A 20,349-nucleotide genomic window follows, 5' to 3' on the forward strand; every position below is an offset into this window, starting at 1 on the left:
CGCTTCAGTTCGTCTGGGCTTGCGGCCTGGAACCAGGTGTGAATAGGCCGTTGTTTGGCGGAGTGGCGTTCAGTTGCTGCGCCGCGCTGCCCCGACCGCAGGCCTCGACATCCTCGTCTTCGCAGTCATCGGCGGCATAACGGCCGTCGTCGTCATGCCGGCGCTGCAGTTCCTTCTGGTGATCATCGTCGTCGCTTTCTTGGTAACCGGCCAATACCGTGCCGGCGCTCGTCGTCAGTGGGGGGAAGGGCATGGCTTGACTGCCAAAGGCGGCGAAGAAGCCGATGCTGGCGTATGCGGCCAGAAGAATTTTGCGGTACATCATATGTGATCTCCGGTTGGGCATCTTGCTCGGGAGAGGGGCAGCGATCCGCGCAGCGTTCATCGAGCGGGACGACCTTCCTCTCGTTTCGAGCGGATCAATCGCGTCCTAAACTGACCGGTACCTGACAAGCGGCGCGACATTGCTTCAGCTTCCCGTAAGCTGGCCGGTGGACTAGGAGATGAGAGAAACGGAAAAAGCGATGCGGGTTCTGCTAATCGAGGACGATACGGCGCTGGGCGCGGCTATTCGCGACCAGATCGCCGCCGACGGACATTCCGTCGATTGGGTTAACCGGCTCGACCAGGCAAACGATGCGATCGTTGCCGCTGCCTACGATCTGGTGCTGCTCGATCTGATGCTGCCCGATGGGCTTGGCATTCCCTTCCTGAAGGCGTTGCGCGGGCGGGGTGACGTCACACCTGTCATGATCCTGACCGCGCTCGATCAGGTCTCCGACCGTATTGCCGGATTGAACGCCGGCGCCGACGATTACATGGTGAAGCCCTTCGATCTCGCGGAGCTTTCGGCGCGGATCGGGTCGGTGGCGCGCCGTTATGCCGGCAATCCCAATCCCAACATCACGCTCGGCCCGCTTGCCATCGACCTCGCCGCCAGAAGCATCACGGTGAATGGCAAGGCTGTGGTTCTGACGGCGCGAGAATGGGTCTTGTTTGAGGCCTTCCTGCAACGTCCCGCCCAGCTTCTTTCGAAGGCGCAACTCGAAGAGCGGCTCTATTCCTTCGATAGGGAAATCGACAGCAACGCCATCGAGGTCCACGTCAGCCGGTTGCGCAAGAAGCTCGGCACGCATGTGATCGAGACCGAGCGCGGGCTCGGCTATCGTCTGGGGCGGCCATGAGAATCGGCGCTTCGTTGCAGACGCGCCTGGCGCTCGCCCTCGGCCTTTCGGTGACGCTGCTGTGGCTTGCGGCGGCAGCCGTGACGGCGCACCGCCTAGGCGGGCAGATGGAAGAGGTGTTCGACGATGGGCTGAAGGCCACAGCGCAGCGCATTTTGCCGATTGCCCGGCACGACCTGCGCGAAGGCCATCAAAACCGCGATGCGACTGACCACGACGACAATGTTGAGGACGACGACGGTGATGCACGCCTCGGCCGAGAGGCACGCTACGGCGAAGACGTAAGCTTCATCGTGCGTGATCAAAACGGGCAGGTGCTGCTCGGTTCGAAGGGTGCTGATGCCTCAAGCTTCCCGCCGTTCACGAAGCGAGGCTTTCTTCGAACCGAAACGCACCAGCTCTATTACGATGCGAGCTTCGACGGCAACCTGACAATTGCCGTTGCCGAACCGCTCGACCATCGCACGGAATTGTCACGCAAGATGCTGCTGGGTCTCGTCCTGCCGCTGATCGTCGTGATCCCTCTCAGCCTGCTCGCAATCTATTTCGCGGTGCGCCGCTCCTTGCGCCCGGTGCGCGCACTCAGGCAGGAACTGGCCAATCGCGGCGCGCAGGATTTGTCGCCCGTCACCGACAGTGGCCTGCCAACCGAGCTTCTTCCGATTTCGGCAGGTGTCAACCAGCTTCTCGACCGCCTGACAGCGGCGTTCCACGCCGAGCGCGCATTTGCTGCGAATGCCGCGCACGAGCTTCGTACGCCGGTGGCCGGCGCAATCGCGCAGGCGCAACGCATTCGCTCTGAAACCAAGGAAAAGCTGACGAGCCAGCGGGCGACGGAGATCGAGACTACGCTGAAGCGGTTGATGCGCATATCGGAAAAACTGATGCAGCTTGCTCGTGCCGAGGGTGGACGTCTGCAAAGTGACGAGCCTTCCGATCTCAGAACCGTCCTGCAGATGGTCCTTCAGGATTTTGCCCGGGCCGGAGAGGGACGAGTCTCGTTGACAGTGCCGATGGTGCCGGTGCTTTCGATGCTGGATCCGGACGCAGTCGGCATTCTCTGCCGCAATCTGGTTGAGAACGCGCTGAAACACGGAGCGCAAGATGGAAAGGTCGAGGTTTCACTTCAGCGGGGCGGCCTGCTGATCGTTGCCAATGACGGCCCGACGCTGTCCCCCGATGCCATAAACAGACTGATGCAGCGCTTTGAGCGGGGGAATGTCAAAATCGGGGGAAGCGGTGTAGGGCTTGCCATTGTCACGGCCATCGCCGATCGCATCGGAGCCGATGTGAAGATGGTGTCTCCGCGAGTCGCGCGGAGCGAAGGTGTTCAGGTTGAAATAAACCTGCCTGTGGCTCACCCCTGACGCCGGTATGTCCCGCCCTCGCCATTGCGGACGCAGTATCTGCCGGCTCAACCTCGGTATATCGGCACCTTGCCGCTGGCAAAGCGACGTTAACCCGCCACCGAGATCGAACGCTTCGCCTCGGCTATCGATGGACTCCGGACGATGCGGTACCGTGCCTCTACAAGATTGTAGATTCCGAAAGCCGCCAAGCCAACGGCGACGGCGATGTACAGAAATGACCCGAGCGGAAGCTGGTGGAGCCATTCCAGAGCATCGCCCATACTGCCGGCCTGTCTGGGATCCACCCGGAAACCTGCATAGGCGAAAAGTATTCCTGTAACCGCGAAGACTACGCCGCGGGCGACCAGGCCGTAAATGCATACGAACGTCACGATACCCTTGTTGTCAGGGACCCGAAGGTAGCGCTCGAACTTCCTGGTGATGCCCTTCACAGCTGTCACGACGCCGCCGATGACAAAACCTACGCCTACGGCGATCGCAAGGTAGGAACCGAACGGCTGCGACATGATCCATCCCGCCAGGCCCTTCTCACCCGAACCCTCGCTGGCGCCCCCCGGGAAAAGAGCATTTCCAAGGGCATAGCCGGCAACTCCGAGGTAAGTGATGGCACTGCCGAAGAGGGCGGCCCGAATCGCCAATGCTTTTGCGTCCCTCCCGTGGCCGTCTGTATCCGCCAGCGATTGGGCAGGCCTCCAGGCAACAAATCCGAGAAGGCCGAGGCCGATCACTCCGACCCAGACGCGGCCGAGCGGCTGCCCAAGGAGCGTCGAAAGCGCCGATTTCGTCTCGGGCCGGCCGCCTGTCACGCCGGAGAAGAGGGCAAGCCCCGCTACAAGCAGAAAGACGATGCCGCGCGCCGCGTAGCCGCCTTTGGCAAGCATATCAAATCGAGATCCTTTGATCATCTGCGGTCCCTGTCTGTCGAAATGCGCGATGTTAACGCGCCAATCTCCCGAAAGTTTGCTGGGGCTGGCAAAGCTTTGCTGGATTGCAGACAACGGCACATCACTGGAATGGACCGGGCGCTCGCGGCCGGGCGTCAGACTGGACGTGGATACCGTCGCAGAACGAGGTGGCGCGGCTTGACAATGTGACGGGGTGCGTTGCATTTTCGCCACAATGCGTTGCTTAAAGGTCACGCAAGGGTTTAGGTATTTCGCTCCCGATCGAGTCGTTGCGCGCTGGCTTTCTGAGCCGGCGTTGCTTGGTTTCGATCGATGGCGAGGGCGGCAGGTGCCGCCTGAAGAGAGGCCGAATGACGCAGGATGGGGTATCGCCGGCGGCGGCGAGCGAGACGGTGACGACGGTGACCGATCGCCGCGCCCTTTTCGCCGTGCCCGGCCTGGTGCTTGCCGGCGGCGCGCTGCTCTGCGCGACGGCGACACTTTTCGTGCTGCTCGGCTTCACGCCGATCGCGCCGACTTCGCATGTCGTTATCACCTCGGTGATCGTCAATTCCTTCTTCGTCCTGACGCTGCTCGCCCTGATCGGCCGCGAGGTGGCACGGTTGCTCAAGGCGCGTACCCGCGGCCGGGCTGCCGCGCGCCTGCATATCCGCATCGTCGTGCTTTTTTCGATCGTCGCCATCACGCCGGCGATCCTCGTCGCCATCTTCGCCAGTATCACGCTGAATGCCGGCCTCGACCGCTGGTTCGCGCTGCGCACCCAGTCGATCGTCAGCTCGTCGCGCAATATCGGCCAGGCCTACATGATGGAGAACGCCAGCTACCTGCAGGGGCAGACGGTTTCCATGGCCAACGACCTGGAGCGCAACCGCGCGCTCTACAGCCTCGACAGGACGGGTTTCGCCGAATTGATGACGCGCCAGGCGAGGGGACGCGGCCTGCTCGGCGCCTTCCTCGTCGAGCGCGACGGTTCCGTGAACGTCCAGGCCGACATCGCCACCGAAAAGCCGCTGCCGGCCATTCCGCAGGATGCGCTGGAAAAGGCCGCTGCCGGCCAGCCGACGCTGATTCCGCCCGGCGTCACCAATCTCGTCGGCGCCATCATCAAGCTCGATGCCATCCAGGGCACCTTTCTCTATACCGTGCGCGCCGTCGATCCCAAGGTCATGGGCGCCATGCGCATGATGGAGGAGAACGCCACCGAATACCGCTCGATGGAGGCCAACCGCTTCTCGCTGCAGGTCGCCTTTGCCGTGCTTTACATCGGCTTTGCGCTGATCGTGCTTCTGGCGGCGATCTGGACTGCGATCGCCGTCGCCGACCGCATCGTCCGGCCGATCCGCCTGCTGATCACGGCGGCCGACAGCGTTGCATCGGGCAATATGGATATCGTCGTGCCGGTGCACGCGGTCGATGGCGATGTCGCCAATCTCTCGCGCACCTTCAACAAGATGATTTCGGAAATCCGCACCCAGCGCGATGAGATCCTCGAAGCCAAGGACGAGGTCGACGACCGCCGCCGCTTCATCGAAGCGGTGCTGTCGGGCGTCACCGCCGCCGTCATCGGCGTCGAGCAGGACCGCCGCATCGCCATCGTCAACAGTTCGGCCGAGACGCTGATGTCGCTGTCGGCCGACGAGATGCTCGGAAAGCAGCTGGCCGACATCGCGCCCGAGGTCGATCAGGTGCTGAGCGAGGCGGCGGCGCGCCATCGCGGCGATTTCCGCAAGCAGATCGCACTCGTGCGCGGCGGCACCGTGCGGACGTTGAGCGTGCAGGTCACCCGCGAGGAAGTGCGCGATATGAGCGAATCCTACGTGATCACGCTCGACGACATCACCGATCTCGTCATCGCCCAGCGCTCCACCGCCTGGGGCGACGTGGCAAGGCGCATCGCCCATGAGATCAAGAACCCGCTGACGCCGATCCAGCTGTCGGCCGAGCGCATCCAGCGCCGCTACGGCAAGCAGATCGACCAGGGCGACCGGGCCGTCTTCGACCAGTGCACCGATACGATCATCCGCCAGGTCGGCGACATCGGCCGCATGGTCGACGAATTCTCCGCCTTCGCCCGCATGCCGAAGCCGACCAAGGAGCCGGGCGACCTGCGCGATATTCTGCGCGACGCGATCTTCCTGCGCGAGATGGGCAATCATCACGTCACCTTTGCGCAGGATTTCGGCGACCAGCCGCTGGAGGGCCTGTTCGACAGCCGTATGCTCGGCCAGGCTTTCGGCAATCTCATCAAGAATGCCGTCGAAGCAATCGAGGCCGTGCCGAGCGACGAACGGGACGAACGCAAGATTCTCGTCCGCGCCGCACTCGATACCAGCCGCGACCGCTTTACCGTCGACGTGATCGACAATGGTCGCGGCCTGCCGGTGGAGAACCGTCACAGCATTCTGGAGCCCTATATGACGATGCGCGAGAAGGGCACTGGCCTCGGCCTCGCCATCGTCAAGAAGATCATCGAGGAACATGGCGGGCAGCTCGAGCTGCATGATGCGCCCGCCGATTTTGACCGGGGAAGAGGGGCCATGATCCGCGTGCATCTGCCACGCCTGGATCCGTCGCCTGCTGCTCCCGCAGCCAATGACAAGGAAAGCGTTTATGGCCTCTGATATTCTCGTCGTCGATGACGAGCACGATATTCGCGAGATCGTTTCCGGCATTCTCTCGGACGAGGGGCACGAGACGCGCACCGCCCACGACAGCGACAGTGCGCTGGCGGCGATATCAGATCGCGTGCCGCGGCTGATCTTCCTTGATATCTGGATGCAGGGCAGCAAGCTCGACGGCCTGTCGCTGCTCGACGAGATTAAGACCCGCCATCCGGAACTGCCGGTCGTGATGATCTCGGGCCATGGCAACATCGAGACCGCCGTCTCGGCGATCAAGCGCGGCGCCTTCGATTTCATCGAGAAGCCCTTCAAGGCCGACCGGCTGATCCTGATCGCCGAACGCGCGCTGGAGAATTCCAAGCTGAAGCGCGAGGTCTCCGAGCTGAAGCGCCGCACCGGCGATGCGCTGGAGCTGATCGGCACCTCGGTCGCCGTTTCGCAGCTTCGCCAGACGATCGAGAAGGTGTCGCCGACCAACAGCCGCATCATGATCCTCGGCGCCTCGGGCTCCGGCAAGGAGTTGGTGGCGCGGATGATCCACAAGAAGTCGACCCGCGCTAACGGCCCCTTCGTTGCGCTGAACGCTGCCAACATCACGCCCGAACGCATGGAGGTGGCGCTGTTCGGCACCGAGGGCACGCCTGGCCAGGCGCGCAAGATCGGCGCGCTCGAGGAAGCCCATCGCGGCATCCTCTATCTCGACGAAGTCGGCGAAATGCCGCGCGAGACGCAGAACAAGATCCTGCGCGTGCTGGTCGATCAGCAGTTCGAGCGCGTCGGCGGCTCCAAGCGCGTCAAGGTCGATGTCCGCATCATCTCTTCGACCGCCTACAACCTCGAAAGCCGCATCGCCGAAGGCTGGTTCCGCGAGGATCTCTATCATCGCCTCGCCGTCGTGCCGGTGCGGGTGCCGGCGCTTGCCGAGCGGCGCGAGGACATTCCCTTCCTTGTCGACCAGCTGATGCGCCAGATCTCAGAGCAGGCCGGCATTCGTCCGCGCCGCATCGGCGACGACGCCATGGCGGTGCTGCAGGCGCATGATTGGCCGGGCAACATCCGTCAGCTGCGCAACAATATCGAGCGGCTGATGATCCTTGCCCGCACCGACGGGCCGGATGCGCCGATCACCGCCGACATGCTGCCGACCGATCTCGGCGACATGCTGCCGAAGGTTTCCGCCAAGAACGACTATCACATCATGACGCTGCCGTTGCGCGAAGCCCGCGAGATGTTCGAGAAGGATTATCTGATCGCCCAGATCAACCGTTTCGGCGGCAATATCTCGCGCACCGCGGAATTCGTCGGCATGGAGCGTTCGGCGCTGCATCGCAAGCTGAAGTCGCTCGGCGTCTAATCATGCTAAGGCGCGGCGTATGCCGCGCCGCATCCTTCCCATCCTGATTCTTAGAAGACCAGGTTTCCCATGCCGAGAATTGCCTATGTGAATGGCCGCTACGTCAAGCATTCCGATGCCAGCGTCCATATCGAGGACCGCGGTTATCAGTTCTCCGACGGCGTCTACGAGGTCTGCGAGGTCCGACACGGCTACATCGTCGACCTGACGCGCCATCTGAACCGTCTCGACCGGTCGCTCGGCGAATTGCGCATCGCCTGGCCGATGGGCCGGGCGGCGCTGACCCAGGTCATTCGTCAGACGCTGCGCCGCAACCATGTCCGCAACGGGCTTTTCTACATGCAGGTGACGCGCGGTGTCGCCCGCCGCGATCATGTCTTCCCGGCCGAGGGCACGCCGCCGTCGCTTGTCATCACTGCCAAGAGCACAGATCCCAAAATCATTGCTGCCAAGAACGCCAACGGCATCAAGGCGATCACCCTTGCCGACAATCGCTGGGACCGCGTCGACATCAAATCCGTCGGCCTGTTGCCGAATGCCATGGCCCGTCAGCAAGCCAAGGAAGCCGGCGCCCAGGAGGCGATCTATGTCGATGGCGACGGCATGGTGAAGGAAGGGGCGGCGACCAATGTCTGGATCGTCGACCGGGACGGGACGCTGGTGACGCGGCCTGCCGAACACGGAATTCTGCGCGGCATTACCCGCACCACATTGATGGATGTTGCAGCCAAGCTCGGGTTGAAGATCACGGAGCGGAATTTCTCCGTTTCCGAGATGCTCGCAGCCCGCGAGGTCTTCCTGACTGCAGCCACAAGCATTTGTTTTCCGGTCGTTTCCGTCGATGGCCAGCCTATCGCCAACGGTCATCCGGGCAGTGTTTCGCAGAAAGTCCGCGAAGCCTTTTTCGACGTTGCGGAAAAGATTGCGATTTGATACCAAGATTTGCTGGACGGGTGGAATGAGGGTGCTGCCGGTCTTGCATGGTGAGGTTGATTGATATTCTACCGACCAGATCAGGTCGGCAATAAAGAAAGAAGCGGCGCGATGGCGGAACGTTCTCAGAATCTGCAGGACTTATTTCTCAATACTGTTCGCAAGCAAAAGATTTCCCTGACAATCTTTTTGATCAACGGCGTGAAACTCACGGGCGTTGTTACGTCTTTTGACAATTTCTGTGTTCTTCTTCGCCGTGACGGCCATTCGCAGCTCGTGTATAAACATGCGATCTCGACGATCATGCCGGGCCAGCCCATGCAGATGTTCGAGAGCGAAGAAGCAGCGTCCTAACAGGATCAGCCGTCATTTCGACACGCGATACCAAGAACGATTCGATCATCCCTGAAGCCGCCAAGCACAGGGACGACATGCGCGCGACTGTCGTCGTGCCGGTTCTGAAATCGCGCAGTCGCGGCGGCCAGTCCGAATCGGCCTCGACCCGCACGCCGGAAAGCCGGCTCGAAGAGGCGACGGGTCTTGCCCAGGCGATCGACCTCGATGTCGTCAACGGCTCGATCGTCCCGGTCAACGACCCGAGACCGGCCACATTGCTCGGCACCGGCAAGATCGAGGAGATCAAGGCGCTGCTCGACGAGCGCGATTCCGGTCTCGTCATCGTCGATCATCCGCTGACGCCGGTGCAGCAGCGCAATCTCGAGAAGGAATGGAACGCCAAGGTCATCGACCGGACGGGCCTCATCCTCGAAATCTTCGGCCGCCGCGCCTCCACCAAGGAAGGCACGCTGCAGGTCGACCTCGCCCATCTGAACTATCAAAAAGGCCGTCTGGTCCGAAGCTGGACCCACCTTGAACGCCAGCGCGGCGGCGGCGGCTTCATGGGCGGCCCCGGCGAAACCCAGATCGAAGCCGACCGGCGGCTGCTGCAGGATCGCATCATCAAGCTCGAACGCGAGCTGGAACAGGTCGTGCGCACCCGCCAGCTCCACCGCGCCAAGCGCCGCAAGGTGCCGCACCCGATCGTAGCGCTCGTCGGTTATACCAATGCCGGCAAGTCGACGCTGTTCAACCGCATCACCGGCGCTGGCGTGCTGGCCGAAGACATGCTCTTTGCCACGCTCGACCCGACGCTGCGCCGCATGAAGCTGCCGCACGGCCGCACCGTCATCCTGTCCGACACCGTCGGCTTCATCTCCGACCTGCCGACCCATCTCGTCGCCGCCTTCCGGGCGACCTTGGAAGAGGTGCTGGAAGCCGATCTCATCCTGCATGTTCGCGACATGTCCGATGCCGACAACCAGGCGCAGAGCTCCGATGTGATGCGCATCCTGAACGACCTCGGCATCGACGAGGCCGAATCGGCCAAGCGGCTGATCGAGGTCTGGAACAAGATCGACCGGCTGGAGCCCGAGGTCCACGATACCATGGTGCAGAAAGCCGCCGGCGCCAGCAACGTCGTCGCGGTTTCGGCCGTCAGCGGCGAGGGCGTCGATACGCTGATGGAAGAAATCAGCCGCAGACTGTCAGGCGTGATGACCGAGGCAACGATCCGCCTTCCGGTCGACAAGCTGGCGTTGCTGCCCTGGCTTTACGATCATGCCATCGTCGACGGTCGTGAGGACAATGAGGACGGCTCGATCACCCTCGACCTGCGCCTCTCCGAAACCGAGGCAACCGAACTCGAGCGCCGCATCGGCAACGGACCGAAGCCTGATAAGGAAGATTGGGAGCGGTGAGCGAAATCAAGACTTCCTTCGGCCCCACTGCGGAGAAGGAAGATTTGGCAATGTTTCGCCTCCGCAGGCCGGCTGGTCGGCGACAAGGCCAGCCGCACCCTCCGTCATGCTCGATCCAACCTACCCAATCAAAACAGCCCGTTCGATTGCCTTCGCCGCCTGCCAGATCTCCTCCATCCGCTCCAGCGTCGCGTCTTCCAACGTTTCGCCTTCTGCTTCAAGAACATGCTCTATATGACTGAAACGACGACGGAATTTCGTATTGGTTCCGCGCACAGCCTGTTCCGGATCCGCCTTCACGTGCCGGCCGATATTGACGACGGCGAAGATCAGATCGCCGAGTTCGTCGCTGACCTTGGCCTGGTCGCCTTCCCGAAGTGCCGCCCGCAATTCGCCGATCTCCTCCTCGATCTTGTCGAGGATCGGTTCGGGCGCCGACCAGTCGAAACCGACCTTGGCGGCGCGTTCCTGCAGCTTCAGCGCTTCCGTCAAAGCCGGGAAGCTGCGCTGCACCGAACCGAGGAAGCCGCTCTTGAAGTCCTCGGTGATACCGCGCCGTGACCGGCGCTCGGCGCGCTCGCGTTTCTCCGCCTGCTTGATCTCGTCCCACTGCTTCTTCACTGCATCAGGCGTATCTGCCGCCGAGCGGGCAAAGACGTGCGGGTGGCGGCGGATCATCTTGGCGGTGATGGCGTTGACGACGTCGCCGAAGGAAAATTCGCCCGCCTCTTCGGCCATCCGCGCGTGGAAGACCACCTGAAGCAGCAGGTCGCCCAACTCGTCGCAGAGATCGTCCATATCACCGCGCTCGATCGCATCGGAGACCTCATAGGCCTCTTCGATCGTATAGGGCTTGATGGTCTCGAAGTTCTGCTCGATGTCCCAGGGGCAGCCGGTTTCGGGATGGCGCAGCGCCGCCATGATCTCGATCAGCCGCGAAATATCTTTGGAAGGTTCCATGTTGCCTCAGTTGAGCGGAATGTCGTTGGCGCTCTTCGACGACTGGTAGGAGTTGGACAGCGCGTCATAGCGCGCCTTGATGCGGGCGGTCTGCGCCTTCAGCGCGTTTCTCAGCTGAGCCTCTTCGGTTTCGACGAGATCGGCGATGGCAAAGCTGTTCCAGAAGGCGTTTTGCCTGCGGTAACCGCCGGGTTCAAGCCCGAAGACCTCCTTCAGGATCTTCAGGTCGTGCGGAATCGCGAAGGCATCGCGGGAATCCTCATGGCTGAAGAAATAGTAGAAATTGTCGAAGCCCGCCCAGGTGATCGCCGACATGCACATGGTGCAAGGTTCGTGTGTCGACAGGAAGATCAAATCCTTGGTTGGTGGCTTGTCGCCAAGCTCGTAGAAGCGCTTCAGCGTGTGCACCTCGCCATGCCAGAGCGGGTTCTCCAGCTCGTTGTTGGTCTCGGCGACGACAAGCGAAAGATCGGATTTCCTTAAGATCGCCGCACCGAACACCTTATTGCCAAGCGAAACGCCACGCTCCGTCAGCGGCAGGATATCGTCTTCCATGACCGAAAGCAGGCGGGAGGCAATGGTCGTATCAGGCATGAGGGCCCTCCAGTTTTCCTCAGTCTATCGCCTTGGCGGCGCGAGTGAAATGCGTCAAGCACCGGTGGACGTCTTTTGTCACAGGCTTTATACTGCACTGCAGCAAGCGGGCTTGAGATATGCGGCTTTTTGGCAGCACGGGTGACTTTTCTCAAATCATTGACGGCACGAGCAAAAGAATACCTGCTTGCTTGGGCTTTCGAATTTCTGTTCCTTCAATCCCTTGTCGATCAAGGGCATATTCCGGCAACTTCGAAGTGGATTGATGATGCCTCCCAAGACTGAACAGCTTTCGGTATTTCCCGCCTTCTTTCGCGTGGAAGGCCAGAAGACGGCTGTCTTCGGCAATGGCGACGAAGCTTTCGCCAAGGTGCGGCTGCTGCTCAACACACGGGCGCGGATTGTCGCCTATGCCGAGCGGCCGGAAGCCGATTACCACGCCTTCCTGATCGCCAACCGTATCGAAACCGTGCGCGCTGCCTTTTCCGCCGACCAGGTCGAGGGTTCGGCACTCGTCTTCGCCGCAACCGGCAATGACGCTGACGACCGCGATATCGTCGATGCTGCGCGTGCCGCCAGAATTCCGGCCAATGCCGTCGATCAGCCCGATTACTGCGATTTCTTCACGCCGGCGCTGGTCAATCGCGCCCCCGTTGCCGTCGCGATCGGCACCGAAGGGGCAGGGCCGGTTCTGGCGCAGATGATCCGTGCGCAGATCGATCAGCTTCTGTCGCCCTCGCTCGGCCGCCTCGCAGCATTGGCGACCAGCTATCGCAAGGCCGTTGAACAGCGGGTGCCCCGCGGCGTCTCCCGCCGTGTCTTCTGGCGCCGCTTCTTTTCAGGCCCCGTTGCCGATGCTGTCGCCAATGGCAACCTGCCGCAGGCGCATCACGCGGCCGATGGGCTGTTGGGCGCGGTGGACAAGGTCGCAGGCCACGTCTGGCTGGTCGGCGCCGGTCCGGGTGCCGAGGATCTGCTGACGCTGCGTGCCCAGCGCGTGATGATGGAAGCCGATGTCATCGTTTATGACGCCCTCGTGCCGCAAGCGATCGTCGATATGGGGCGCCGCGATGCCGAGCGGCTTTCCGTCGGCAAACGCAAGGGCTGCCACTCGAAATCGCAAGAAGAAATCAACGACTTGCTGGTCGATCTCGGCAGCCAGGGCAAGCGCGTCGTCCGCCTGAAATCCGGCGATCCCCTGGTCTATGGCCGGGCAGGGGAAGAGATGGCCGCGCTGCGCGCTGCCGGCATCACCTATGAGGTCGTGCCCGGCATCACCTCGGCTTTCGCCGCCGCTGCCGATTTCGAGCTGCCGCTGACGCTGCGCGGCGTCGCCTCCTCGCTGGTCTTCACGACCGGCCATGATTTGACCGGCGACGTGCTGCCCGATTGGGCAAGCCTTGCCGTGTCAGGCGCGACGATTGCCGTCTATATGGGCCGCACGGTTGCAGCCTCCGTTGCTGAGCGGCTGATGCAGGCGGGCATTCCCGCTGAGACCACCGTTGCCGTCATCGAAAATGCCAGCCGCGCCGATCGCCGCCTGCTGCATGGCACGCTCGCTGATCTGCCCGATCTGCAGCACCGCGACGAATTGACAGGACCTGTCATGGTCATTATCGGCGATGCGGTCGCCGGCGCCAATTTCGAACTGTCCGAGCCCCTGGTGCGCGCAAACGCCCGGCTCGAGGAACTTGCAAGGAGCTGAATATGGGTGACAAGGTTCTGACCGCCAACCGGCTGACGGACGGCATTGCCGTCTGGCTGGATGCGAACGGGAAGTGGTCCACCTCGCTGCAGGAGGCGCTCGTTGCCCGTCACGCCGAAGCCGTTGCGGCGCTGGAGGCGATCGGCAAGAAATCCTATGCCGACAACGAGGTCGTTGACGTCGCCGTCGTCGACGTCCAGGAAACCAACGGCATTTTATGGCCGCTTCGCCTTCGCGAGCGCATCCGTGCTCAAGGGCCGACCATGGAATATGCCCCGGGCTACGCTCCGGCCGATCCCGAATTCATTGCAGTCTGAGGAAGACGATGTACCGTTACGACGAATTTGACCATGCCTTTGTCAGCGAGCGCGTCGAGCAGTTTCGCGATCAGGTCCAGCGCCGCCTGTCCGGCGAGCTCGCCGAGGACGCGTTCAAGCCGCTGCGTCTGATGAACGGCGTCTACCTGCAGCTCCACGCCTATATGCTGCGCATCGCCATTCCCTATGGCACGCTGAGCGCGCGCCAGCTGCGCATGCTCGCCCATATCGCCCGCACCTATGACCGCGGTTATGGCCACTTCACCACGCGCCAGAACCTGCAGTTCAACTGGCCGAAGCTGTCCGACATTCCCGATGCGCTCGCCGATCTTGCCAGCGTCGAGATGCATGCGCTGCAGACCTCGGGCAATTGCATCAGAAACGTCACGGCCGATCATTTCGCCGGTGCCGCCGCCGATGAGATCGCCGATCCGCGCCCCTACGCCGAGATCCTGCGCCAGTGGTCGTCGGTCCACCCGGAATTCTCCTTCCTGCCGCGCAAGTTCAAGATCGCCGTCACCGGCGCCGAGCGCGACCGCGCCGCGATCCAGGTCCATGATATCGGCCTGCACGTGAAGAAGAACGACAAGGGCGAGATCGGCTTTGCCGTCTATGTCGGCGGCGGCCAGGGCCGTACGCCGATGATCGCCAAGCTGATCCGCGACTTCCTGCCCGAGGAAGACCTGCTCTCCTACACCACGGCTATCGTGCGCGTGTACAATCTGCACGGCCGCCGCGACAACAAGTACAAGGCCCGTATCAAGATCCTCGTGCACGAGACCGGCGCCGAGGAACTGACGCGTCAGGTTGAGGCCGAATTCGCCGCGCTGAAAGATAGCGAGCTCAAGCTGCCGGAAAAGGATGTCCAGGCAATCGCTGCCTATTTCGCGCCACCTACACTGCCGGTGCGCGCCGAAGGCTGGGAAAACCTTGCTCGCTGGAAGAAGGCCGATGCCGGCTTCGCCCGTTGGGTGCAGCAGAACGTGCAGCCGCACAAGAACCCCGATTACGGCATGGTGACGATCTCGCTGAAGCCGATCGGCGGCATTCCGGGCGACGCCTCCGATGCGCAGATGGATGCGATCGCCGATCTCGCCGAGGAATATGGCTTCGACGAAATCCGCGTCAGCCATGAGCAGAACCTGATCCTGCCGCATGTGGCGCTGGCCGATCTCGAAGCCGTCTATCGCGGCCTCGTCGCCATCAATCTGGCGGAAGCCAATGCCGGTCTGATCACCGATATCATTGCCTGTCCCGGGCTGGACTACTGCGCGCTCGCCAATGCGCGCTCCATTCCGCTCGCGCAGGAAATCTCCCGCCGCTTCGGCAATGCCGAGCGCCAGGCGGAGATCGGCGAGCTGAAGATCAAGATCTCCGGCTGCATCAATGCCTGCGGCCATCACCATGTCGGCCATATCGGCCTGCTCGGTGTCGAGAAGAAGGGCGCCGAACTCTACCAGATCACGCTCGGCGGCTCCGGCGACGAACATACCTCGATCGGCGAGATCATCGGCCGCGGCTTCGAGCCGGACCGGGTGACCGACGCGATCGAGACGATCGTCGACACCTATCTCGGCCTGCGCCTCGATCATTCCGAGAACTTCCTCGCCGCCTATCGCCGCGTCGGACCGCAGCCTTTCAAGACCGCGCTCTACGGCTCGGCCGCCGAAGCGGCATAAGGAGGGGATGATGACGAAGATCTGGAGAGAAACCGGTTTTGTCGAAAACGATCCCTGGGTGATCGAAACCGATGAGGTGAAGGCGACCGAGGAGCAGAAGCCGCTGCTCGGTCTCGACGAATTGATCGCCAAGGCCGACGAAAGCAACGATGTCGGCCTCGGCGTGCTGATCAAGCCGGCCGACGATGTGCGCAGGCTCGAGCCCTATCTCGATCGCCTCGAAATCGTCGCCGTCGCCTTTCCGGCGTTCAACGACGGCCGCGCCTTCAGCCATGCCTCGCTGCTGCGCCAGCGCTTGGGTTATACCAACGAGCTGCGTGCCGTCGGCGACGTGCTGATCGATCAGGTGCCGCTGATGCTGCGCGTCGGCATCGACAGCTTTGCCGTCACCAACGCCACGGCGCTGAAGCGGCTTTCCGAAAACCGTCTTCCCGCCATTCCCCATCATTATCAGCCAGCGGTGCGTGACGCCGACGCCGGCAAGGGCTATAGTTGGCGCCGTCAGGCGAAGCCGGCCGCATAAGCGGACGGTCCGCCTTTTTACGATGGCGGAACAGTAGCATGAAGACATTCGAAGTGGCGGTGATCGGTGGCGGGCTCGCCGGCATGATCGCCGCAATCGCGCTCGCGCGCGGCGGTCGCGATGTGGCGCTTGTCGCTCCTCTCGCTCCGAAGGAAGACCGGCGCACCACGGCGCTGATGGACCAGTCGATCCGCTTCCTCGACCGGCTGACGCTCTGGGAAAAGCTTCGGCCGGCAACCGCTCCTCTCACCAGCATGCGCATCGTCGACGGCACCGACCGGCTGCTGCGCGCGCCGACGACCACCTTCCGCGCCGCCGACGTCGGCCTGAATGCCTTCGGCTACAATTTCCCCAACAAGGCCCTGACCGACATCCTCGAGGCGGCTATATCAGGCGAGGGCAATATCACTCGCTTCTCCGACATGGCCGAATCGATCGAAATATCAAGCGATACAGTCTCGATCACACTTGCCGGCGGCGAGACCTTGTCGGCCGACTTTGCCGTCGGCGCCGATGGCCGCGGCTCGAAGCTGCGCGAAACCGCTGGCATCGGCGTGCGCAACTGGTCCTATCCGCAATCGGCCATGGTGCTGAATTTCGCCCATTCGCTGCCGCACCAGAACATCTCGACCGAATTCCACACCAAGCACGGCCCCTTCACCCAGGTGCCGCTGCCAGGAGGCCGCTCCAGCCTCGTCTGGGTGCAGGATCCCGCAGAAGCGGCAAGCCGCGCGGAATTGCCGCTTGCCGAACTCGGGGCTATTGTCGAGGCGCGCATGCAATCCATGCTCGGCAAGATTGATGTCGAGGAGGGCGTCCAGGTCTGGCCTCTCTCCGGCATGATGGCGCATCGTTTCGGCAAGGGACGTATCGCGCTGATCGGCGAGGCCGCCCATGTCTTCCCGCCGATCGGGGCGCAGGGGCTGAATCTCAGCCTGCGTGATATCATGGCGCTCGCCGATATCCTCTGCGACAGGGCGGAACTGCCGGTGCCGGCCGATGCCGGTGACAGCTTCGACCGCAGGCGCCGCGCCGACATCATGACGCGCACGGCCAGCGTCGATCTCCTCAACCGCTCGCTGCTCTCGGATTTCCTGCCCGTCCAGATGCTGCGCGCCGCCGGCCTGCATATTCTCTCGGCCATTCCGCCGCTGCGCAACATCGTCATGCGCGAAGGCATCGAGCCCGGCCGCGGCTTCCGGGATATTCCGGATGCTCTACGGGAAAAGCTGAAGCGGAAGAAGGCCTGAGCGGATCACGATCAGCCAGAGCGAAACAGTCACCACCGATAGCACTGTCGTGATCAGGATCGTCGCCGAGGCGCGCTCCTGCCAGACGCCGTACTGCTGGCCGATGACGAAGACATTGGTCGCCGTCGGCAGGCAGGCAAGCAGCACGGCCGCCTGGATCCACACCGGCTCGAAACCGCCAACCGCCGTCAGCGCGACGAAAACCGCGATCGGATGCAGGATCAGCTTCGCCGGCACGATATAGGAGATCTCTGCTGGGATCCGCTTCAGCGGCCGGAGCGCCAGAGTCACGCCCATGGCAAAGAGCGCGCAGGGCGCGGCCGCCTGGGCGAGGTAATCGACGAGGCGCTGAAAGGCCAGCGGCTGGTCGATATCAAGGGCGGCCACGGCAAAGCCTGCCGCCGTCGACAGGATGAAGGGATGCAGCGCCACCTTGCGCAGGATATCGGCGGCGAGTTGGCTGGTTGAACGCTTGTCGTCGCCGGCCGCCGCCATCAGCGCCGGCGCCACGATGAAATGCAGCGCGTTCTCGAAGCAGATGATCAGCGCCACCGGCACGGCGGCACCTTCGCCGAGCGCCAGGAGCGCCAGGCCCGGCCCCATATAGCCGATATTGCCGTAAGCGCCGGCAAAGGACTGGATGGTGCAATCGGCGAGCGAATTGCCACGCAGAATGCGGCCGATGGCGAACAGCAGGATGAAGACCGCATAGGTCGCCGCGATATCGGTGACGATGAAATCGACGCGCGTCAGCTCCTCGATCGGCGTGCGTGAGACCAGCTTGAAGAACAGAGCGGGCAGGGCGGCGTAGATGATGAAGGTGTTCAGCCATCCCAACGTTTCGGCTGGCTGTTTGGTCGCCTTGGCTGCGATGTAGCCGATCAGGATCAGGCCGAAGAACGGCAATAGCAGGCTGACGATATCGGCCAAGAGGTCTTCCAGTGCAGGGGACGATCGGCGGGTCAGGTTCTGACTTAAGCAATTCCAGCAAAAGTGTGTAGCGGTTTTGCGTCCGGAATTGCGCAGAAACAAGAGCAATTCCAGCAAAAGTGTGTAGCGGTTTTGCGTCCGGAATTGCGTAAACTAAATCGATAGAGCGTGTACTCATTGAGTACACGCTCTACGACCAACCGAACAACCGATCAGTAGTCCCAGAAGGCCGCTACCCAGCGAAAGGCGTCGCCGTCGACCGCCACCCGGCCGACGGAGGGGAACGGCAGGTGAGTGGCCACCAGTTGCTCGCCGGTCTCCGCCAGTTCCCGCAGAAGGCGGACCCGAACGCGCACCGCTTCCTCGGGGTCGTGTTCGAAGCCGTTGAACCAGTCCGGATGTTCAAACCCGACCGCGAACACGGCGTCGCCGGCAAACATCAGCCGGTCGCCGCTGGACGCCAGGCGGATCACGCTGTGCCCGGGCGTGTGGCCGCCGGTGCGATGGACGACCACGCCCGGCGCCACCTCGTACTCATCATCGAACAGCCTGAGATGGCTACGATACTCCTTCGCGAACCGCTTGGCGGTCGCCCGAAGCGCGTCCGGGAACCCCGGCGGCATGGAGACCCGGGAGAAATCGGGCGCCTCCCAGAACTTGACCTCGGCGGCCGCCACGTGGATCCGCAGGTCCGGACGCAGTTGCTCCTTCACCCCGTCGACGAGCAGTCCGCCAATGTGGTCCATGTGCATGTGGGTCAGGACCACGTCGGTCACCGACGCAAGATCGATGCCGGCGGCCTCCAGTCGCTTGATCAGTTGCCCGGCCCGCGGCAGGTGCAAGTCCGGGTCGAGCCCCAGCCCGGCGTCGAGGAGTATGGTCTGGTCGCCGCTGCGCACCACGACCACGTTCAGCGCCCAATCCAAAGCGTCCGGCGGCAGGAACATGTCTTTCAGCCAGGCCGCTCGGACGGCGGGATCGATGTTGTGTCCTAGCATCGCGGTTGGGAGCGGTAGCACGCCATCGCTGATCACCAGCACCTCAATCTCGCCGACCTGCACCGCGTAGCGCGACGGAACCAATTCGTCGAGCGGAGGTCTGCCGGTGTGTGCGGTGTTTTCCAGGCTCATCTTTGTCTCAAGGTTCATGTTCGTCTCCTTCTGACCGCCGCCTCAAACACGGCATCGACGACGCTACATGGAGGCGTGTTTGCGATCGATTGGGTCGAGGGATAAGGGCGGGTGGGGCCGAGGGACAGGGCAAGCCATACCACCGAATAGGTGCGGGCCTCGCTTCTGACTGCCGGCGGCGTGCTGGACGAGCGCGGAGTCGATCAGATCAGCGAACGCGGCAAGCCTGGGAATGGGCTCGCCACAAATGCCTGCCGTATCGTCTCGCCAGGGGCGACGGTCACGATCCCTCGTCCGGGATGTTCAAGACGTCTCCGCACGCCTTGCAATGAACGGCGTCGGCGTCATGGCGCTGGAGGCCACATCGGTGACAGGCAAAGGTCACCTTGTGAGGCCGCACGACTGCCTGAGCAAGCCTGACGAATAGGGAGATGCCGACGATCATCGTCACCACGGAAGTGAGCTTGCCCAGCGTTCCCGGAAGCGTGATGTCTCCAAATCCCGTCGTCGTCACCGTCGCGACCGTGAAATATAGCGCATCGACGAATCCTTCGCCTCCCTCCCTGTTGTAGAAGAAGGACGTATAGACGAACCCGGTTGCCATGAAGAGGAACACAAGGAAATTGATCACCGCCCGGACGACGTCGAGAAGGTGTAAATAGCCGGCCTTGCGCAGCAAATCCTTGAGCAGCGGACTCGTGCCGATCGCCCAGAACCGCATGATCCGCAGGAATGCGAAATTGAAGAGCAGGTCCGGCAGCAACAGCGTGGCCAGCACCACGAAGTCGATCCAGGTCATTGGCCGCCGAATCCACTCGCGCACGGAGGCTGCGGCGATCGCCCGGCCGACCATCTCGGCGGCGATCCACACTGCTATCGCATAGTCGATAATCAGATAGGACGGACCGGATCGCAGGTACGGGCCGAGCAGGAAGAAGGCGAGAATGGCAACGTCAATGGCAGCAAATACCACCCGAAAGGCGACCGCCTGTCTGCCGTCGGCCCTATCGAGCCTTCGCAGCACCTGGCGGAGCGAATTCTGCTGAGAGCCGTCGCCGGATTCGAAGATTTTCATCCAGGGAATGTAGATCCCTCATCGGCGTCCGCAAGTCGCCGAAGAGATCCTTGTCGGGGGAA

General features: G+C 62.5%; 19 protein-coding genes. 12 read left to right on the top strand and 7 right to left on the bottom strand.

Annotated features, from left to right (window positions below; all coding sequences use genetic code 11):
- Positions 1 to 4: 4 nt before the first annotated feature.
- On the bottom strand, positions 5 to 325 hold the full coding sequence (locus NE851_RS20325) for a hypothetical protein (protein WP_063475526.1): 321 nt from the start codon (positions 323 to 325) through the stop codon (positions 5 to 7).
- Positions 326 to 524: 199 nt separating this feature from the next.
- Here NE851_RS20325 and NE851_RS20330 point away from each other — a divergent pair, with 199 nt between their 5' ends.
- Entirely contained in the window at positions 525 to 1,184 is a 660-nt protein-coding gene (locus NE851_RS20330) for a response regulator transcription factor (protein WP_097623125.1), read from the top strand.
- A 14-nt stretch (positions 1,185 to 1,198) separates the two neighbouring features.
- Entirely contained in the window at positions 1,199 to 2,551 is a 1,353-nt protein-coding gene (locus tag NE851_RS20335) for a sensor histidine kinase (RefSeq protein WP_254962422.1), read from the top strand.
- Positions 2,552 to 2,640: 89 nt separating this feature from the next.
- On the opposite strand, the gene NE851_RS20340 is transcribed toward NE851_RS20335, so the two are convergent.
- On the bottom strand, positions 2,641 to 3,459 hold the full coding sequence (locus NE851_RS20340; RefSeq protein ID WP_254962423.1) for a DUF1206 domain-containing protein: 819 nt from the start codon (positions 3,457 to 3,459) through the stop codon (positions 2,641 to 2,643).
- Between the two features lie 350 nt (positions 3,460 to 3,809).
- Between NE851_RS20340 and NE851_RS20345 the strand changes: the two genes are divergently transcribed.
- The 5 genes from NE851_RS20345 (at position 3,810) to hflX (ending at position 10,124) form a co-directional block, all read left to right on the top strand.
- On the top strand, positions 3,810 to 6,080 hold the full coding sequence (locus tag NE851_RS20345; RefSeq protein ID WP_097623127.1) for a sensor histidine kinase NtrY-like: 2,271 nt from the start codon (positions 3,810 to 3,812) through the stop codon (positions 6,078 to 6,080).
- A complete protein-coding gene (gene ntrX, locus NE851_RS20350; RefSeq protein ID WP_047615027.1) occupies positions 6,070 to 7,434 on the top strand; it encodes a nitrogen assimilation response regulator NtrX in 1,365 nt (454 codons plus the stop codon). Before NE851_RS20345 ends, ntrX begins: the two co-directional genes overlap by 11 nt.
- A 69-nt stretch (positions 7,435 to 7,503) precedes the next feature.
- Complete coding sequence (locus NE851_RS20355; protein ID WP_097623128.1) at positions 7,504 to 8,367, top strand: D-amino-acid transaminase; 864 nt, start codon at positions 7,504 to 7,506, stop codon at positions 8,365 to 8,367.
- A 111-nt stretch (positions 8,368 to 8,478) separates the two neighbouring features.
- Positions 8,479 to 8,721: an RNA chaperone Hfq gene (gene hfq / locus NE851_RS20360; protein ID WP_003539403.1), complete on the top strand. Its 243-nt coding sequence runs from the start codon at positions 8,479 to 8,481 to the stop codon at positions 8,719 to 8,721.
- Between the two features lie 77 nt (positions 8,722 to 8,798).
- Complete coding sequence (hflX, locus tag NE851_RS20365; RefSeq protein WP_097623129.1) at positions 8,799 to 10,124, top strand: GTPase HflX; 1,326 nt, start codon at positions 8,799 to 8,801, stop codon at positions 10,122 to 10,124.
- Positions 10,125 to 10,244: 120 nt separating this feature from the next.
- Here hflX and mazG read toward each other — a convergent pair whose 3' ends face one another.
- Together mazG and NE851_RS20375 are read right to left on the bottom strand one after the other, a co-directional pair.
- Positions 10,245 to 11,084 (bottom strand): nucleoside triphosphate pyrophosphohydrolase, encoded by an 840-nt coding sequence (mazG, locus tag NE851_RS20370; protein WP_047615033.1) that lies wholly within the window; start codon positions 11,082 to 11,084, stop codon positions 10,245 to 10,247.
- Positions 11,085 to 11,090: 6 nt separating this feature from the next.
- Entirely contained in the window at positions 11,091 to 11,678 is a 588-nt protein-coding gene (locus NE851_RS20375; protein ID WP_097623130.1) for a deaminase, read from the bottom strand.
- Positions 11,679 to 11,946: 268 nt separating this feature from the next.
- Here NE851_RS20375 and cysG point away from each other — a divergent pair, with 268 nt between their 5' ends.
- Genes cysG through NE851_RS20400 form a run of 5 tightly spaced genes read left to right on the top strand, consistent with a single transcriptional unit; the run spans position 11,947 to position 17,152 of the window.
- On the top strand, positions 11,947 to 13,383 hold the full coding sequence (gene cysG / locus NE851_RS20380) for a siroheme synthase CysG (protein ID WP_097623179.1): 1,437 nt from the start codon (positions 11,947 to 11,949) through the stop codon (positions 13,381 to 13,383).
- 2 nt (positions 13,384 to 13,385) lie between these two features.
- Entirely contained in the window at positions 13,386 to 13,700 is a 315-nt protein-coding gene (locus NE851_RS20385; protein ID WP_011651871.1) for a DUF2849 domain-containing protein, read from the top strand.
- Between the two features lie 8 nt (positions 13,701 to 13,708).
- Positions 13,709 to 15,379 carry a nitrite/sulfite reductase gene (locus NE851_RS20390; protein WP_047615036.1) on the top strand — a complete coding sequence of 557 codons (1,671 nt, stop codon included), beginning with the start codon at positions 13,709 to 13,711 and terminating at the stop codon, positions 15,377 to 15,379.
- Between the two features lie 10 nt (positions 15,380 to 15,389).
- Positions 15,390 to 15,902 (top strand): DUF934 domain-containing protein, encoded by a 513-nt coding sequence (locus NE851_RS20395; protein ID WP_047615398.1) that lies wholly within the window; start codon positions 15,390 to 15,392, stop codon positions 15,900 to 15,902.
- Positions 15,903 to 15,940: 38 nt separating this feature from the next.
- On the top strand, positions 15,941 to 17,152 hold the full coding sequence (locus tag NE851_RS20400) for a UbiH/UbiF family hydroxylase (RefSeq protein WP_063475533.1): 1,212 nt from the start codon (positions 15,941 to 15,943) through the stop codon (positions 17,150 to 17,152).
- On the opposite strand, the gene NE851_RS20405 is transcribed toward NE851_RS20400, so the two are convergent.
- From NE851_RS20405 to NE851_RS20415, 3 genes are all read right to left on the bottom strand, one after another.
- A complete protein-coding gene (locus NE851_RS20405) occupies positions 17,120 to 18,082 on the bottom strand; it encodes an AEC family transporter (RefSeq protein ID WP_097623131.1) in 963 nt (320 codons plus the stop codon). The genes NE851_RS20400 and NE851_RS20405 overlap by 33 nt on opposite strands.
- Before the next feature lie 212 nt (positions 18,083 to 18,294).
- Positions 18,295 to 19,230 carry an MBL fold metallo-hydrolase gene (locus NE851_RS20410; RefSeq protein ID WP_097623132.1) on the bottom strand — a complete coding sequence of 312 codons (936 nt, stop codon included), beginning with the start codon at positions 19,228 to 19,230 and terminating at the stop codon, positions 18,295 to 18,297.
- A gap of 262 nt (positions 19,231 to 19,492) precedes the next feature.
- Positions 19,493 to 20,287, bottom strand: coding sequence for a potassium channel family protein (locus NE851_RS20415; protein ID WP_097623133.1), 795 nt, complete (start codon positions 20,285 to 20,287; stop codon positions 19,493 to 19,495).
- Positions 20,288 to 20,349 lie beyond the last annotated feature (62 nt).

Source organism: Rhizobium anhuiense bv. trifolii (assembly GCF_024346605.1).
Lineage (GTDB): Bacteria > Pseudomonadota > Alphaproteobacteria > Rhizobiales > Rhizobiaceae > Rhizobium > Rhizobium anhuiense.

What these genes read in the sequence shown, in the direction of transcription:
- NE851_RS20325 (WP_063475526.1), bottom strand. Translation starts at nt 325, where the DNA reads ATGATGTACCGCAAAATTCTTCTGGCCGCATACGCCAGCATCGGCTTC.
- NE851_RS20330 (WP_097623125.1), top strand. Translation starts at nt 525, where the DNA reads ATGCGGGTTCTGCTAATCGAGGACGATACGGCGCTGGGCGCGGCTATT.
- NE851_RS20340 (WP_254962423.1), bottom strand. Translation starts at nt 3,459, where the DNA reads ATGATCAAAGGATCTCGATTTGATATGCTTGCCAAAGGCGGCTACGCG.
- NE851_RS20345 (WP_097623127.1), top strand. Translation starts at nt 3,810, where the DNA reads ATGACGCAGGATGGGGTATCGCCGGCGGCGGCGAGCGAGACGGTGACG.
- ntrX (WP_047615027.1), top strand. Translation starts at nt 6,070, where the DNA reads ATGGCCTCTGATATTCTCGTCGTCGATGACGAGCACGATATTCGCGAG.
- NE851_RS20355 (WP_097623128.1), top strand. Translation starts at nt 7,504, where the DNA reads ATGCCGAGAATTGCCTATGTGAATGGCCGCTACGTCAAGCATTCCGAT.
- hfq (WP_003539403.1), top strand. Translation starts at nt 8,479, where the DNA reads ATGGCGGAACGTTCTCAGAATCTGCAGGACTTATTTCTCAATACTGTT.
- hflX (WP_097623129.1), top strand. Translation starts at nt 8,799, where the DNA reads ATGCGCGCGACTGTCGTCGTGCCGGTTCTGAAATCGCGCAGTCGCGGC.
- mazG (WP_047615033.1), bottom strand. Translation starts at nt 11,084, where the DNA reads ATGGAACCTTCCAAAGATATTTCGCGGCTGATCGAGATCATGGCGGCG.
- NE851_RS20375 (WP_097623130.1), bottom strand. Translation starts at nt 11,678, where the DNA reads ATGCCTGATACGACCATTGCCTCCCGCCTGCTTTCGGTCATGGAAGAC.
- cysG (WP_097623179.1), top strand. Translation starts at nt 11,947, where the DNA reads ATGCCTCCCAAGACTGAACAGCTTTCGGTATTTCCCGCCTTCTTTCGC.
- NE851_RS20385 (WP_011651871.1), top strand. Translation starts at nt 13,386, where the DNA reads ATGGGTGACAAGGTTCTGACCGCCAACCGGCTGACGGACGGCATTGCC.
- NE851_RS20390 (WP_047615036.1), top strand. Translation starts at nt 13,709, where the DNA reads ATGTACCGTTACGACGAATTTGACCATGCCTTTGTCAGCGAGCGCGTC.
- NE851_RS20395 (WP_047615398.1), top strand. Translation starts at nt 15,390, where the DNA reads ATGACGAAGATCTGGAGAGAAACCGGTTTTGTCGAAAACGATCCCTGG.
- NE851_RS20400 (WP_063475533.1), top strand. Translation starts at nt 15,941, where the DNA reads ATGAAGACATTCGAAGTGGCGGTGATCGGTGGCGGGCTCGCCGGCATG.
- NE851_RS20410 (WP_097623132.1), bottom strand. Translation starts at nt 19,230, where the DNA reads ATGAACCTTGAGACAAAGATGAGCCTGGAAAACACCGCACACACCGGC.
- NE851_RS20415 (WP_097623133.1), bottom strand. Translation starts at nt 20,287, where the DNA reads ATGAAAATCTTCGAATCCGGCGACGGCTCTCAGCAGAATTCGCTCCGC.